A 13,936-nucleotide genomic window follows, 5' to 3' on the forward strand; every position below is an offset into this window, starting at 1 on the left:
TTACGATAATCCCTGATCAATCTTTTGAATCAAAAAATCTATACCATTACCAGAAGACTTCTGAAACTCGGAATCGAGCAACTCAAGGCCATCATCAATATGCATCTTGACATATCTGGCCAAATCCTTATCTGAAATATGTAGATTGTAATGGACACAAAGCATGGCTAGATAATAGTCCCCATAGTCTCCAAATAATACCTTGTAGCTATATTCTTTCCCTTGAGAATCCTGCACATCTGACAGACTGACCATTCGATCTTGCGCCAATGAATAGGTAAGAGCTAAGCGAGCAATAACATTCTCTGCACCAAGATTCAACTTTCGGGTAAGGTGAATCACACGCTCTTTATTTTCTCTGGAGGTCTTGATGGTATTAAACATGAGATTCAGCTTTTATTTCATCAAACAATTCAGAAGGCTTACAAGCCTCAAAAGCAGAGCAATCCTTATCTCTATTTCTGATTAAATAGGTCTTTGATACCCGTGGATAAAGGTTTTGATATTCCTTATGTGATAGTTCCTTTTCTAACAATGGCAATAAGATTACCTGCTCAGAAATGGAAGGGTAAAAGTCTTTAATGATATTATTCGCATGCTGCTGATCAAATTTTTGCAGCGGACTATCTATGAAGATTGGAAACTTGATATTGGACTCATCTACCAGGGCTTTCAAAAGAGCGGTAGCGTACAATTGCTGCTCACCCTTAGATAATCCATCCTTATTAATGATTTGCCCCTGAGCATCGTAAAACTCGATATCCAATAAATCCTCCTCCAATACGACTTCTACACGATCAATAAAGTGCTGCTTATGCATCAAGCGTTGAAGCTCAGTCAATATCTTAGATTCCAAAGATTCCTTTTTCTTCTCCTTCAGTCGCTCCAAAAACACCTTCAATTCCTTGATCAATCGAGCAGCAGCTTCATCTTTTTGTGTATCAATAGTAGCCACATTCACCCGTTTACTGAGTTCAGACTGTCGTTTATGAAGGGTTTTCGACTCATTTACCTGAGACTCTAGCTTCACCCTCAGCTTCACGATTTCCTCTTCCACTTCTTGAATGTCATCTTCGAGTATCTTCTTATGCCTTCGAATTTCTTGTATGACTACATCATCTTCCTTAGTCTCAGCATCAGCCAACTTACTCACCAGGATAGCCATTGAGCTTTGCTTCAGTTTCATGTCCTGAACCAAAGCTTTGAATCGAGAGGCATAAGCATTTTGCACATTATCATACAGTGCTCGAAACCGGTTGGTCTGCTCAGATGTAAAGTCTAATAATGGTTTGAAATTCTGATCACCAGACACAATCAATTCTGAAAGCAAAATATCTACCAGCTTTTTCCTGACATCATGGTCAATACCCAAATTCTTACTGTTCTTTGCTATTGCACGCTCAATTGAATTGACCTTACTTTTAAGGTACTCTGAGGATAAGTTAGAGGCCTGATTTTCCTCCTCTTTTAATAAGTATTTATTCACCTGCCCTAATTTTTTTGAGGCAATAGCAAAAGGTGCCATTTCTAAGAATTCTTTAAACTTTAGAGAAGCATTTTTGAATTCAGTAGCTGTATTTTCTTTCAAGACTTTTAGGTCTTCTAGTTCCTCTAAACTTATTGAAGAACCCTCTCGAATAAGTTTCTCTTGTAACTTTTCTATCTCCTCGCGCTTTCTTGCATACTCTTCTCTCTTCGACTCCAGGGTTTCTCGATAATGACTTTGAAGTTTATCATTATCCGTAATGGCCTTGTTTAGCTTCTCTAACTGAACCCTGTCATCATCGCTAGCCTCACTACGCCTGAGTCTGAACCTAATATTCTCGAGATTTCGTTTAAGATCTTCATATTTCTTAATTCCCAGAACCTCGGTATAAGCTCTGCTCAGTTCTCTTTTCTCTTCAATCGTGCGTATTTCAGCCAATGACACTATTTTCTCAGCATCAAAGAAGAAGAACTTAGCGATCTCTTTGGGCATAATGAAATCGTGAATAAATATCTCAGAACCTACTTCCTTAGTCAATTCATTTACCCGCCCATCAATTAATACCTCTACAGTTTCTTCTTCCGATTCTGCATTAAATGTTCTTATGACTTCTACTTTGTTACATGGTACCGATGGAATGAAAATATCTGATATGACAACACTTACACTAAAAGTATTGAATGCATCAATCTGCATCTCAGTCTGATCTTTTTCCCTTCCTCGTAATTGAACCAATCGATTTCTCAGGTTCTCCTTCTCGGAACTTAACCAGGTAGCTCTATTGATGGATTTTCTACAAAAACGTTTGTATCCACCACTTTCGTAGATTTCTCTTCTAAACCGCTCATCTACATCAGTCATGAGCTTACCATAAAGACACCAAACCAAAGAGGTCAGAAATGTAGTCTTACCAAATCCATTATTTCCGGCAATGACTGTTACATTTTTTTCAGGATGGTGAAGAAATGAAATCTCATTAATGCCCTGATAAATTCTAAAATCCTTTAAGGTAATTTTATCTATCAGCATCTCAATTTGATTTTACGAATTGTTCAAGTCTGTTTTCCAGATCATTTTGCAGACCTCTGGCTCTAACCATAATAGTTTTTGCCTTTTGAAGCTCAAGTAACTCGTTAATAAGCTGGTAATCATCAGGAGACTCGGCACATGATTCTTTCAGTATCTCCTTCTCAAAAATCAAGTGGTCTTTGAAATCATGATCTGTAAGCTCGGTACCATATACTCGATTATAAATGTCCGCAACGCTGAATTTAAAATAGTTATCTCTATACCACGTAACTTGAATAGCTACTAATTCCTGATAATTGATCAAACTGATATCAGGTTCAGTTTCATGAACCTCTTTCTGTGCTCTTAAAAGGGTTTCCAGGATGTAAGCTCTTTTCTCTATCGTATATGGCCCCACGCCTTCCGAGCCGTCCCTTCTAGTTGGTTGTCTCCAATCCGGATCATTTCTGTATTCCACAAGCATTTCTCTTAATTCAGCTAATGGCTCCATCCATTCTTCCCCATTCTGAATAAGTCCATCCATGGATTTATCTTGACTCACCACTGTACATACCCAACATCCAAAGCGACTTTTCCCACATGAAGGAGTGGTATCATCAATTACAAGTGGACAATCACCACTATTGGCATTTCTGTAAAGAGCATTGAGGGTTTTATTATTTGCTCCCCATGGGGATGGGACCTGATTTAGATATTGCCATAGTTCAGTTACTACTACATCCTTAATAGGAGCATAGACAAAGGCATTTGGTAGGACATGCTTTCTAAGCCTTTGTCCCTCAACTTCATGCTTTTTCATACTACGAGCACGAGAAGCACTTTCTTCACTCCTCGTTCCGAGTAAAATAATAGCTTCACCTACCTCACTGATCTTGTTCTTAATAAATTCTGTTGTTGGATTTATTTTAAGTCGCTCCGTACACCAGCGGAATGCATTATTTGGGGCTGGATATCCCTTACCTATTAGGTTGACCCAAAAGCTATCTTCTAGTTTAGGTGTAGTCCTTACCACCATCACGGGCATAGATTGATTTACCGCCGCCTTTTCAATTTTATCCAACACCTCTTCTGTATACTTGAGAATTTTTGGGTTTTCCACAAGTGTATTATTACAGACCACATAGACTTGTCTTTTCCTAAGTTCAGCTGGAATTTGTTTGATGGAATACCAAACAAGTTGAAGCAACATTGTGGAATCCTTTCCTCCGCTGAAACCAACTATCCATGGTCTTGGATTATCATCGTATAGGTATTGAGAAGTTATTTCGGATTCTATTTCTAGAAATGTACTCACGGGATCGGTGGGTTTTTAAAATAAATAGTAAAATACGAAGCGTTTTCGAATAACGCATTCACATTTCCAAAAATACCATAAAGGGGGGAGAGTGCAACATATGGAATAACTCAAGATTGCGTACTAGACAGCGCTCCTGAGCCACCCTCAAAACGAAAACTTAAACCCGTTGGTGAGGGAGTATACCAGCTTATTGATGGCGATGATGGGGTGGTCTTCGTACTGAGCCGCAAAAGACGTATTGAAGGTCAGTAGGTTGGTGAGTTTCACATTCAGCACGGCCTCTCCGCTGATCCTGCTTCTGAATACCTTCGCATCACGATCATAGCCACCCTGGTAGTAGGCCATCACATTGATGTTCACATGCTCGTTGAAGGCCTGCTTATAGCTGATGTAGTTCGTAGACTTCAGGAGGTCTTTGTGGATGATCTGGCTTTCATCGGTGAGCATTTTCCAGTTTTCTTTTTCATACATCATCCCTATGCCCACAAACAAACGGGAGCTGGTGGTGGCGGCCACTTTGATGCGGAGGTTTCCTCCCAGGAGATACCTCAGGGGCATCTTCCGCCCCCCGTCATACTGCACCTGGGTGAAGAGCTCATAGGAGAGTGGCTGCTTGCGCAAAAAGTTGGTACGGAAGTGTGCATAGCCCGTGCTGATCAAAGGCCCACCGGTGGACTTAAAGTAGTTGAGCTGGTTGATGAGGATGTAGGCATGGCGTTGCCCTACATACACCAGGTCGGCATCTGCCTCCAGTCCCGTGTAGGTGATGCTCTGCTCGGCGGTCGCGCTTTTATTGTTCAGGTTGAAGTCCACACTGGTGCTCCCCATGAAGTAGCCAGAGGAGTCAGAGTCGATGCTCCCTTTGTTGACTTTTAGGATCTGAGCTGAAGCGACTGTGGACAGTACTAAAAGGGCCGCTAACAGGAGGAATGATTTCATGTTTGTGGTATTTATATTCGGGAAAGAGATGCGAAAATAGACAACACGAAGGAAAGAGATCACTGACCAGAAGTCTCTTTTGCCTTGGATCTGGTTTTGCACATGGGGGTGATTGAGACCCATAACCTGACGGGTCTACGCGACCCGGTCTACGCGACTCGGTCTCCAAGACTGTTAGTTTTGGCTAGTAAAGCCCCGACAATCGATCTAATCAGGTTAAATTTGATTCATGGAGAAGAGAAAGGAGCATAAAATAGAACCAAGTGACATTGAGCTCGGACAAATGGAATTCAGGATGATCATGGGAAATTCATGGAGCCACCTGGAGGATTATACGGGTCAGATATTCTGTACTTGCGGCAGCTCTGAAAAACGACTGATTAATTACAAGCCCTATCTCAATGACCTACACGATATTGTGCTCAATGGGCTGTGCAGTGGCTGCAAGACCATTGCTTCGCGATACATTGAAACCGGAGAGGATCCAGAGAAGGCCACCATTGCAGAACGAATCCGCCAGCTGCATAAAAGAAGTAAGCGACAGGTGTCTAATTAGCCGTTTTTAGTCACAAGATCTCCGGCACCCGACCGGATTGCCCTGTTTATTGCTCTGCCTTCACTTCCGTCTGATCCGTACTTTCAGATTCATGACCGAAAAAGCTTTTCTGAAAGATCAGGATAAAGGTGATGCCCATGAAGATGGACGCATCCGCAATGTTGAAAACCGGCCACAGGGCCATGTAATCTCCACCCAGAATAGGCACCCAGTCAGCAATGCGGCCCTCCCAGATATCGATGTAAAACATGTCTACCACCTGACCATAAAACCAGGGTGTGGGCGCATCATATGGCGCATTGTCCAGAAAGACCCCGTAGAAAATACTATCCACCAGGTTGCCGATGGCTCCACCCAATATCATGGCGATGCAGATGAGCAGCCCCCTGGAAGTTTCCTTCTTATAAAGGGTATAGAGGTAATAGCCGATGGCCACCATCGCAACCAGCCTGAAGAGGGTCAGCACCAGCTTGCCATTGTCTATAAAGCCGATCTGCATGCCAAAAGCCATGCCCGGGTTGGTGAGGTAGTGCAGCTTAAACCAGTCCCCAAAGATCTTGATCTGGCCTTTGGACCCCAGGTCCATGTTGAAGTGCACAGCCATTTTCACCACCTGATCGATGGCAATCACCAGCAAGCTGATGAGGTAATAGATGTATAGAGGTGTTCGTTTTTTCTCCATTTTTAATTCTTGTGTATGAGTCAATAGACCATAGTCTATAGTCCACTGTTTCGATCTGTGAACTAAAAACTATTGACTATCGACTATCGATTATTAACTATCGACTATTGACTATTGACTATTTTAATTCGCTATTTCAATCGCCACGGTCAGCTCCAGGCCGTCGATATCCAGCAGGGTGCCACCATTCGCCTCATTTACATACTCCAACGAGAGCGCCTGGGTTTCCTTTTGGATGTAACTTTTAAAAGCTTCTACCGCCGACTTCAACGATTCGTCATTGGTATGGTAGCTCACCTTGATTTTATCCTGTACTTCCAGTCCCTGATCTTTTCTCAGGTTCTGAAGTCTGTTCACCATATCGCGGCTCAGTCCTTCCTTCTTCAGCTCATCGGTGATGGTGATGTCCAGGGCCACGGTGAGGCCGTCTTCACTGGCTACCAGCCAGCCCGGGATGTCCTCAGAGGTGATCTCCACATCTTCCAGTCCCAGCATCACTTTTTCACCTTCCAGCTCCACGGCATATTCGCCGGTTTGCTCCAGCACTTTGATCTGCGCCTGATCCATCTGGTTGATCAGTGGGGTCAGGAGCTTCATTTTGGGTCCGAAGTGCTGGCCCAGCTTACGGAAGTTGGGCTTGATTTTCTTCACCAAAATGCCTGAGGCATCGTCCACATACTCCACTTCCTTCACGTTGGTCTCGGAGATAATGAGCGCTGCCACCTGAGCGATCCTGTCCTTGTCCGCTTCGTTGAGGATGGGGATCAGGATTTTATGCAAAGGCTGACGAACCTTGATTTTTTCTTTTTTGCGCAAGCTGTGTACCAGGGAAGAAGCACTCTGAGCGAGGTGCATTCTTTTCTCCAGCTCTTCGTCAATGAGTCCGGCGTCCGATACCGGAAAATTGGCGAGGTGCACCGATGCATTGGTATCCATGCCCGAAACTTTGTTCAGGTCCTGGAAGAGGTGCTCGGCATAGAATGGCGCAATAGGTGCTGACAGCTTGGCTACGGTCATCAGGGCCGTATAGAGCGTTTGATAAGCGGCTTCTTTGTCGGCATTGTATTCACCCACCCAAAACCGTTTTCTGTTCAGGCGCACGTACCAGTTGCTCAGGTCATCCGTCACAAAGTTCTGGATGGCGCGGGCTGCTTTGGTTGGCTCATAGTCGTTGAACGCCGCATCGGCCTCAGCTATGAGGCTATTCAGTCGACTGATAACCCAGCGGTCACTCTCGGTGCGCTGATCCATCGGCAGGACTGGTTTAGAGAAATCAAAACCATCCAGGTTGGCATAAAGCGCAAAGAAAGAATACGTGTTGGTGAGCGTACCGAAAAACTTACGCTGCACTTCGGCCACTCCTTCTATGTCAAATTTCAGGTTGTCCCATGGGTTGGCATTGGCAATCATGTACCAGCGCGTAGCGTCCGGGCCATACTTGTCCATGGTTTCGAATGGGTTCACGGCGTTGCCCAGTCGCTTGGACATCTTGTTGCCATTTTTATCCAGTACCAGGCCATTGGCAATCACATTTTTGAAGGCCACTTTGTCGTTGAGCAAAGTAGAAATGGCGTGCAGGGTGAAGAACCACCCCCGGGTCTGGTCCACACCTTCCGCGATAAAGTCGGCCGGGTAGTTGGCGTCAAAAGTATCCTGATTTTCAAAAGGATAGTGCCACTGGGCATACGGCATGGCGCCTGAGTCGAACCATACATCGATGAGGTCAGACTCGCGATACATTGGCTGACCGCTGGCACTCACCAGCACCACATCGTCCACATAGGGCCTGTGCAGGTCAAAGTCGTCCCCGACTTCTTCCTTCATGTATCCTGCCGCGATGGATTTTTTCACTTCGGCCTGTAGCTCGGCTATGCTGCCGATACAAATTTCTTCTTTTCGGTCTTTGGTCACCCAGATAGGCAGGGGAGTCCCCCAAAACCTTGAACGGCTAAGGTTCCAGTCCACGAGGTTTTCCAGCCAGTTGCCAAAGCGGCCAGATCCGGTAGAGGCCGGCTTCCAGTTGATGGTTTTGTTGAGTTCCACCAACCGATCTTTCATCGCGGTGGTTTTGATAAACCAGGAATCCAGCGGGTAATAAAGCACGGGCTTATCCGTACGCCAGCAGTGTGGGTAGCTGTGCTCGTACTTTTCTACTTTGAACGCCTTGTTTTCCTCTTTCAGCTTGATGGCGATGAGGACGTCCGTTGGCTTGAAGTCCGGAGCATTGCGCACTTCATCGTCATAGTATTCTTCCTTCACGTAGTAGCCTGCAAAGTCAGTGACTTCCTCCACAAACTGCCCTTTTTTGTTAACCAAAGGCACATCCTGACCGGTTTCATCCTTGATCAATATGGCAGGCACATTGTTTTGCTGAGCCACTCTAAAGTCATCTGCCCCAAATACGGAGGCCGTATGCACGATCCCGGTACCATCCTCGGTGGACACAAAGTCTCCTGCGATGACGCGGAAAGCATTCTTTTCCAGGTCCTCGTTGGTCACGTAGGGCATCAGCTGCTCATAGCGCACCTCCAGGATGTCCTTACCGGAAAATTCCTGAGTGATTTCAAAGGGGATGAGTTTATCACCCGCCTGGTAATCTTCCAGTTTGAGGTCTTTGGCCTTATCGGCAAAATACTTTCCGACCAAAGCTTTGGCCAATATTACACTGATAGGCGCATAGGTGTACTGGTTGAAAGTCTTCACTTTCACGTAGGTGATTTTCTCACCCACGGCCAGGGCACAGTTGGAAGGCAGCGTCCAGGGTGTGGTGGTCCAGGCCAGCATCCGCACGTCTTCATCCGGTGAGCTGAATAGAAACGCTGACCGGTCGTCTTTTTTCACCTTAAACTGCCCCACCACGGAGGTGTCCTTCACATCCTTGTAGGTGCCCGGCTGGTTCAGCTCATGGGAGCTCAGTCCGGTTCCAGCGGCAGGCGAATAGGGCTGCACGGTGTAGCCTTTGTAGACCAGCCCTTTGTCATAAAGTTTTTTCAGAATGTGCCAGAGGGACTCCATGTACTTCTGGTCAAACGTGATGTAAGGATCATCCAGGTCCACCCAGTAGCCCATCTGCTGAGTGAGTCGGTCCCACTCATCCTTAAACTTCATCACCGCCTCCTTACACTTCTGGTTGTAGTCGGCTACAGAGATGGTTTTGCCAATGTCATCTTTTTTTATGCCGAGCTCTTTTTCCACCTGCAGCTCTACCGGAAGTCCGTGGGTATCCCAGCCGCCTTTTCGTTTCACCTGAAAACCCTTCTGGGTTTTGTACCGACAGAAAATGTCTTTCACTGCCCGGGCCATCACGTGGTGAATGCCGGGGGTGCCGTTGGCTGATGGCGGCCCTTCATAGAAGGTGAAGGTGGGGGCACCTTCCCGCTCGGTTACTGACTTTTCAAAAATCTGATGATCCTCCCAAAACCTGAGGATCTCCTCTGCCACTTTCGGATAATTGACCTGTTTGTACTCTGGATATTTAGCCACCTATTCCTCTATTTTTTATGTGTTTTTGTCTTCTTCTGTTTCTTCGTCCTCACTGTCATAGTCTGCTTTCGCAAAATCGTCTATGTACGGATGATCCTCCTTGTTACGCTTGCCACTGTCAAACTGAAGCAGCAGTGCAGGTAGCACGATCAGGTTGGTGAGCATAGCAAACAACAAGGTGATGGAAGTAAGTTTCCCGAGGGCCACCGTACCGCCAAATTCTGAAAGGGTGAAGATCACAAATCCGAAAAACAGAATGATGGAAGTATAGATCATACTGGCTCCGGTCTCGCGCAGGCTTCGGCTGACGGCTATGGGGACGAAAAAATTATGTGCGTGCAATTCCTGACGGTATTTGGCCAGGAAGTGAATGGAATCGTCCACGGAGATCCCAAAGGCAATGCTAAAGATCAGTGCCGTGCTGGGCTTCAGGGGAATTCCGAAAAAGCCCATGATCGCTCCTGTGAGTAACAACGGGATCATGTTGGGGATCATGGAGATCACGATCATTTTGAAACTTTTAAACAGCAGGGCCATGATCACCGCAATGATGAAAAACGCGAAGATCATGGAAGTGATCAGGTTATCTATCAGGTATTTGTTGCCTTTGATAAAGAGGGGAACGGTCCCCGTGATCCTCACGTCCATTTTTCCGTCGGCAAATATCTCATCGATCTTGGGACTGATGACGGTGTTCACGAGCGAGTCCATTTTGTTGGACCCCACATCCGGCATTTTCAGGGAGATCCTGATAAACTGCCCCGTACTGTCCACAAAGGATTTGGCAATGCCTCCCTCGTCGCTTTCTTCTTTGAGGTAGCGGAGGATAAACGCACTTTCCCGGTTATTGGGGATGGAATAAAAAGCCGGGTCCTGATTATAAAAGGCCTGTCGGGAAGCTTTGATAAAGCTAACCACCGAGACCGGCTGGGAGATGCCTTCCAGAGAATCCAGAAACATCTCAAATTCATTGATCTTGCGGAGGTTGTTCAGACTCTGCACCCCTTTTTTAGTGCCCGTATCCACGATTACTTCCAAAGGCATGACTCCACTGAAATTTTCCTCAAAAAACTTGAGCTGCTTGGCCAATGGGCTCTCCTCCGGCAGGTCATCCACCATGTAAGAGTTGGACTGAAGCTGCATGACCCCATAGACAGACACGGCCACCAAAATGCCCGTGGCAATGAAGATCAGCTTTCGGTGATTGTGTACCAGTACATCCAGCCCCACCAGGGCGCCATTGAGCATTTTAAAGTCCAAATGCTTGAGGTGTCGGCTGGTCGGGGGTTTGAAAAGCGAAAATACCGACGGGATCATGATCGTGCTCACGATAAACGTACACATGATGTTGATGCCAGCCACGATCCCAAATTCTACCAGGATGGGAATGCCTGTAAACACCAACACAAAGAAGCCCACCGCCGTGGTGAAGTTGGTAATGAAGGTAACGATCCCAATGTTTTTAATGATTTTGGTAAGCGCCTTCATCTGGTCACCATGGGTAGAAAACTCATGGTGGTATTTATTCAGCATATACACGCTGTTGGGGATACCGATGACCACTATGATCGATGGAATCAATCCGGTGAGCAGGGTGATCTTATATTCCAGCAGGGAGATGGTTCCCAGTACCCATACCACAATCATCCCAATGATGATCAGCGGGAAAACTACGGCTTTCAGTGACCTGAAAAAACCAAAAAGGATGAGCCCGGTGATGATGACAGAATAGACGAGAAACCGATTGAGCTCCTCCTTAATTTTCAGCGTGTTGACAGAGCGCACGTAAGGCAGCCCGGCATAGTTCACATCGATCCCTGTGGCATCATGAAACTGATCCCCCGCCCGCACGATATCGGCCACCATGGTGTGACGATACTCGGAATTCAGCGCTTCTTTCGCCACGGTGACAAGGATCAGCGTGGCTCCGTTTTCAGCGTTGATGAGCTGCCCTGAGTAAAACTTCAGGTTTCTGGCAAAGGCCAGCATGGTATCCAGCTTGGCCTGATCTTCGGGGATTTCCGGAAAGACCGGGACCAATTCGAAGCGCTTCTTTTCATTGTTCTTCTCCAGCATTTTCAGGTTGGCCAGCCCGAGCACGTCCTTTACCCCATTGATGCTCTCCAGCTCGCGGGTCAGGTATTTCATTTTTTTGAAATTGTCTGACTGGTAGATGGCGCTATCCTTGAAGCCTAGTGCCAGGATGTTGCCATCCTCACCGAATGTTTGCTTGAATTGTCTGAAATATTCCTGGTCGGGATCGTCCTCAGGAACGATGTTGGCCATGTCGTATGACCACTGAATGTACTGGGCCTGGTACCCCATATAGATGGTTATCACCCCTAAAACGATCATTAGGGAGATTCGGTACTTGAGGATAATATTGGCTAAACGTGTCCACATGGAAAATGAAGCTGCAAATGTAATGATTTTATCAGTTCCGAGAACTCAATTAAGTAGTTGATAAAGAGGCTTTTTATGCTTTAGAAACCGGAAGTGAAAAACCGTAAATGGTTTTGTATAATTTAATGGCGTGTGAGTCGGTCAGGCTGGAGATAAAATCCATGACGATGAGCAGTGAATCGTATACTGTCATTTGCTCCTGATCCAGTTTATCCTGAAAGGAATCCGGCAATAACCGGAAAATCGATTTCATTCGGGGCGTGTAATTTTCCTTGTCAAAGAACTTGTGATATGTGGCCATGCAAAAGGCTTCCATCAGCCGTCCGATCACTTCAAATCCACCAGCCTCGCGTTCCAGCACTTGTTTGGAGCGATAGATTTTTTCAATGGAAAGGGTGGTGATGGCCTGAAGGGCTTTACCTGAAGGAATGTGCTCGGTGAGCGCACCGTCAAATAAGCCGGAGCGGATGTCTTCTTCTTTTTTCAGAAACAGGTCCACACATTCACCGATCAATTGCGAGATGGCCAATGCACGAAGCAGACCAATTTTCTGGTTGACATTTCGTGAGCGCTCCAACTTCTCCTGCTGGTATTTTTCACCAATGATGGCCGCCATCAGGTCTCGGGTGGTTTCATAGGGCACAAGCCCCAGTCGGCAGCCGTCTTCCAGGTCTATGATGTTGTAGCAGATGTCGTCAGCCGCCTCCACCAAAAAGGTAAGTGGATGCCTGCACCAGGCCTCTTTCCCCAGAGACGTGAGCCCCATCTCGGCAGCCAGCTCAGAGAATTTTTTACCGTCGCTCTTGTAAAAGCCGTATTTCTTCTGGCTTTTGCGGTTTTGGTCTTTGGGTGCTGAGGAAGACTTGGGGTATTTGGTGAACGCGCCAAGGGAGGCAAAGGTGAGCCTGAGGGCACTGTTTTCTTCGTCATTAAGGATTCTGAACCCCTGTGCATTGCCTTCAAAGCTGATGAGGTCAGACCACTCGGCCAGATCCACTTTTTGCTGGAAGGTTTTGCCCTTGGGGTTATCCGTGAAGAACGAAGAAATGGCCGATTCTCCTGAGTGTCCAAAAGGGGGGTTGCCCAGGTCATGGGCCAGGCTGGCCGCAGCCACGATACCTCCAAAATCATAGAAAGTGAACCCTCGTTCGGAGAGCTCCGGGTACTTTTCCAGTAGGCGTTCGCCCACCGCTTTGCCCAAAGAGCGTCCTACGCTGCTCACCTCCAGGCTATGGGTGAGGCGGGTGTGTACAAAATCATCTTCCGGTAGCGGAAAAACCTGAGTTTTATCCTGGAGCTTCCTGAATGGGTGTGAGAAAATAAGGCGATCATAGTCCTGCTCAAACCGGCTTCTGCTGTCTTTTGAAATTGTCGCTTCGGTTTTGTCACCGAATCTTTTGGGAGAGAGTAGTTGTAACCAGTTCATGCTTTAGATAGAGTCGCTCAGGTACCGTGGACGCAAACTTAACCCCGAATTTATTTAAACCCTTTAATCCTCCGCATTTTGAGGGATTTCGTCAAAGTGATGTGCTTATTTAATCGATTAGGAGCTCCTTGTTTCCTTGGCAGTACGGTTATTCTTATTGATTGTCACCTTCGACTTAGGCGATCCCACACTTCTTCTTTGCTGATGCTAAAATGATGGCCTATGTCTTTTAGGATACCAGACAGGGTTCCTATTTTGAGTGCTTGTAATTTGGAACCGTGATGTGGTGGGTGCCATTTTCTCTGGTAGTCAGTCTGATGTGACTTCCAGTCTGACGGGTGGGCTCATATCCCAAGGTTGTCAATAGTTTGATTAAATCAGATCCGGTCAAGTCTTTTGGCAGGTTCATGCCGCAAATACTTCTTCTTTCACATAGTGTAAGCGTACAATCTTGGGGGCGTTTGTTTCATAATGACATTGAATAGCTTCTCTTATATTCTGTTTCAGCTCATCAATGGTTTCTCCATCTGTAAAAATAGATTCTCCAAGTGCTTTGGCTTCAAACCCTCCTTCCGCAGATTCTTCAACAATAAAAATAATCTCCGTCATAAGTTTTTCTTTTATACAAGTTAGCA

Annotated in this window: 11 protein-coding genes; 1 reads left to right on the forward strand and 10 read right to left on the reverse strand. The window is 46.1% G+C overall.

What is annotated here, in order from left to right; all coding sequences use genetic code 11:
* The 4 genes from RIH33_RS16315 to RIH33_RS16330 form a co-directional block, all read right to left on the reverse strand.
* The gene (locus tag RIH33_RS16315) at window positions 1-384 is read right to left on the reverse strand and encodes a DndE family protein (protein ID WP_406654947.1); all 384 of its coding nucleotides are present in this window, start codon (window positions 382-384) and stop codon (window positions 1-3) included.
* Window positions 377-2,515, reverse strand: a complete 2,139-nt coding sequence (locus RIH33_RS16320; RefSeq protein ID WP_406654948.1) for an AAA family ATPase — start codon at window positions 2,513-2,515, stop codon at window positions 377-379. The genes RIH33_RS16315 and RIH33_RS16320 overlap by 8 nt, the downstream gene beginning before the upstream one ends.
* Window position 2,516: 1 nt before the next feature.
* Window positions 2,517-3,809, reverse strand: coding sequence for a DNA phosphorothioation system sulfurtransferase DndC (gene dndC, locus RIH33_RS16325; RefSeq protein WP_406654949.1), 1,293 nt, complete (start codon window positions 3,807-3,809; stop codon window positions 2,517-2,519).
* 147 nt (window positions 3,810-3,956) lie between these two features.
* Window positions 3,957-4,751, reverse strand: a complete 795-nt coding sequence (locus RIH33_RS16330; RefSeq protein ID WP_406654950.1) for a hypothetical protein — start codon at window positions 4,749-4,751, stop codon at window positions 3,957-3,959.
* A 229-nt stretch (window positions 4,752-4,980) separates the two neighbouring features.
* Here RIH33_RS16330 and RIH33_RS16335 point away from each other — a divergent pair, with 229 nt between their 5' ends.
* Window positions 4,981-5,307, forward strand: coding sequence for a hypothetical protein (locus tag RIH33_RS16335; protein ID WP_406654951.1), 327 nt, complete (start codon window positions 4,981-4,983; stop codon window positions 5,305-5,307).
* Between the two features lie 46 nt (window positions 5,308-5,353).
* Here RIH33_RS16335 and RIH33_RS16340 read toward each other — a convergent pair whose 3' ends face one another.
* The 6 genes from RIH33_RS16340 to RIH33_RS16365 form a co-directional block, all read right to left on the reverse strand.
* Window positions 5,354-5,989: a lipoprotein signal peptidase gene (locus RIH33_RS16340; protein WP_406654952.1), complete on the reverse strand. Its 636-nt coding sequence runs from the start codon at window positions 5,987-5,989 to the stop codon at window positions 5,354-5,356.
* 123 nt (window positions 5,990-6,112) lie between these two features.
* Window positions 6,113-9,472, reverse strand: a complete 3,360-nt coding sequence (gene ileS / locus RIH33_RS16345) for an isoleucine--tRNA ligase (RefSeq protein ID WP_406654953.1) — start codon at window positions 9,470-9,472, stop codon at window positions 6,113-6,115.
* A gap of 15 nt (window positions 9,473-9,487) precedes the next feature.
* A complete protein-coding gene (locus RIH33_RS16350; protein ID WP_406654954.1) occupies window positions 9,488-11,875 on the reverse strand; it encodes an RND family transporter in 2,388 nt (795 codons plus the stop codon).
* 73 nt (window positions 11,876-11,948) lie between these two features.
* Entirely contained in the window at window positions 11,949-13,301 is a 1,353-nt protein-coding gene (locus tag RIH33_RS16355) for a deoxyguanosinetriphosphate triphosphohydrolase (RefSeq protein ID WP_406654955.1), read from the reverse strand.
* A 250-nt stretch (window positions 13,302-13,551) separates the two neighbouring features.
* Window positions 13,552-13,710: a type II toxin-antitoxin system HicA family toxin gene (locus tag RIH33_RS16360; protein WP_406654956.1), complete on the reverse strand. Its 159-nt coding sequence runs from the start codon at window positions 13,708-13,710 to the stop codon at window positions 13,552-13,554.
* A complete protein-coding gene (locus RIH33_RS16365) occupies window positions 13,707-13,910 on the reverse strand; it encodes a 2-oxoisovalerate dehydrogenase (RefSeq protein ID WP_406654957.1) in 204 nt (67 codons plus the stop codon). The genes RIH33_RS16360 and RIH33_RS16365 overlap by 4 nt, the downstream gene beginning before the upstream one ends.
* Window positions 13,911-13,936: the final 26 nt, after the last annotated feature.

Origin of the sequence: Marinoscillum sp. (assembly GCF_040222955.1) — a bacterium.
Taxonomy (GTDB): domain Bacteria; phylum Bacteroidota; class Bacteroidia; order Cytophagales; family Cyclobacteriaceae; genus Marinoscillum.

Excerpts from the sequence above, each read along its gene's own strand:
- RIH33_RS16315 (WP_406654947.1), bottom strand. The coding sequence starts at position 384 with ATGTTTAATACCATCAAGACCTCCAGAGAAAATAAAGAGCGTGTGATT.
- RIH33_RS16320 (WP_406654948.1), bottom strand. The coding sequence starts at position 2,515 with ATGCTGATAGATAAAATTACCTTAAAGGATTTTAGAATTTATCAGGGC.
- RIH33_RS16330 (WP_406654950.1), bottom strand. The coding sequence starts at position 4,751 with ATGAAATCATTCCTCCTGTTAGCGGCCCTTTTAGTACTGTCCACAGTC.
- RIH33_RS16335 (WP_406654951.1), top strand. The coding sequence starts at position 4,981 with ATGGAGAAGAGAAAGGAGCATAAAATAGAACCAAGTGACATTGAGCTC.
- RIH33_RS16340 (WP_406654952.1), bottom strand. The coding sequence starts at position 5,989 with ATGGAGAAAAAACGAACACCTCTATACATCTATTACCTCATCAGCTTG.
- RIH33_RS16350 (WP_406654954.1), bottom strand. The coding sequence starts at position 11,875 with ATGTGGACACGTTTAGCCAATATTATCCTCAAGTACCGAATCTCCCTA.
- RIH33_RS16355 (WP_406654955.1), bottom strand. The coding sequence starts at position 13,301 with ATGAACTGGTTACAACTACTCTCTCCCAAAAGATTCGGTGACAAAACC.
- RIH33_RS16360 (WP_406654956.1), bottom strand. The coding sequence starts at position 13,710 with ATGAACCTGCCAAAAGACTTGACCGGATCTGATTTAATCAAACTATTG.
- RIH33_RS16365 (WP_406654957.1), bottom strand. The coding sequence starts at position 13,910 with ATGACGGAGATTATTTTTATTGTTGAAGAATCTGCGGAAGGAGGGTTT.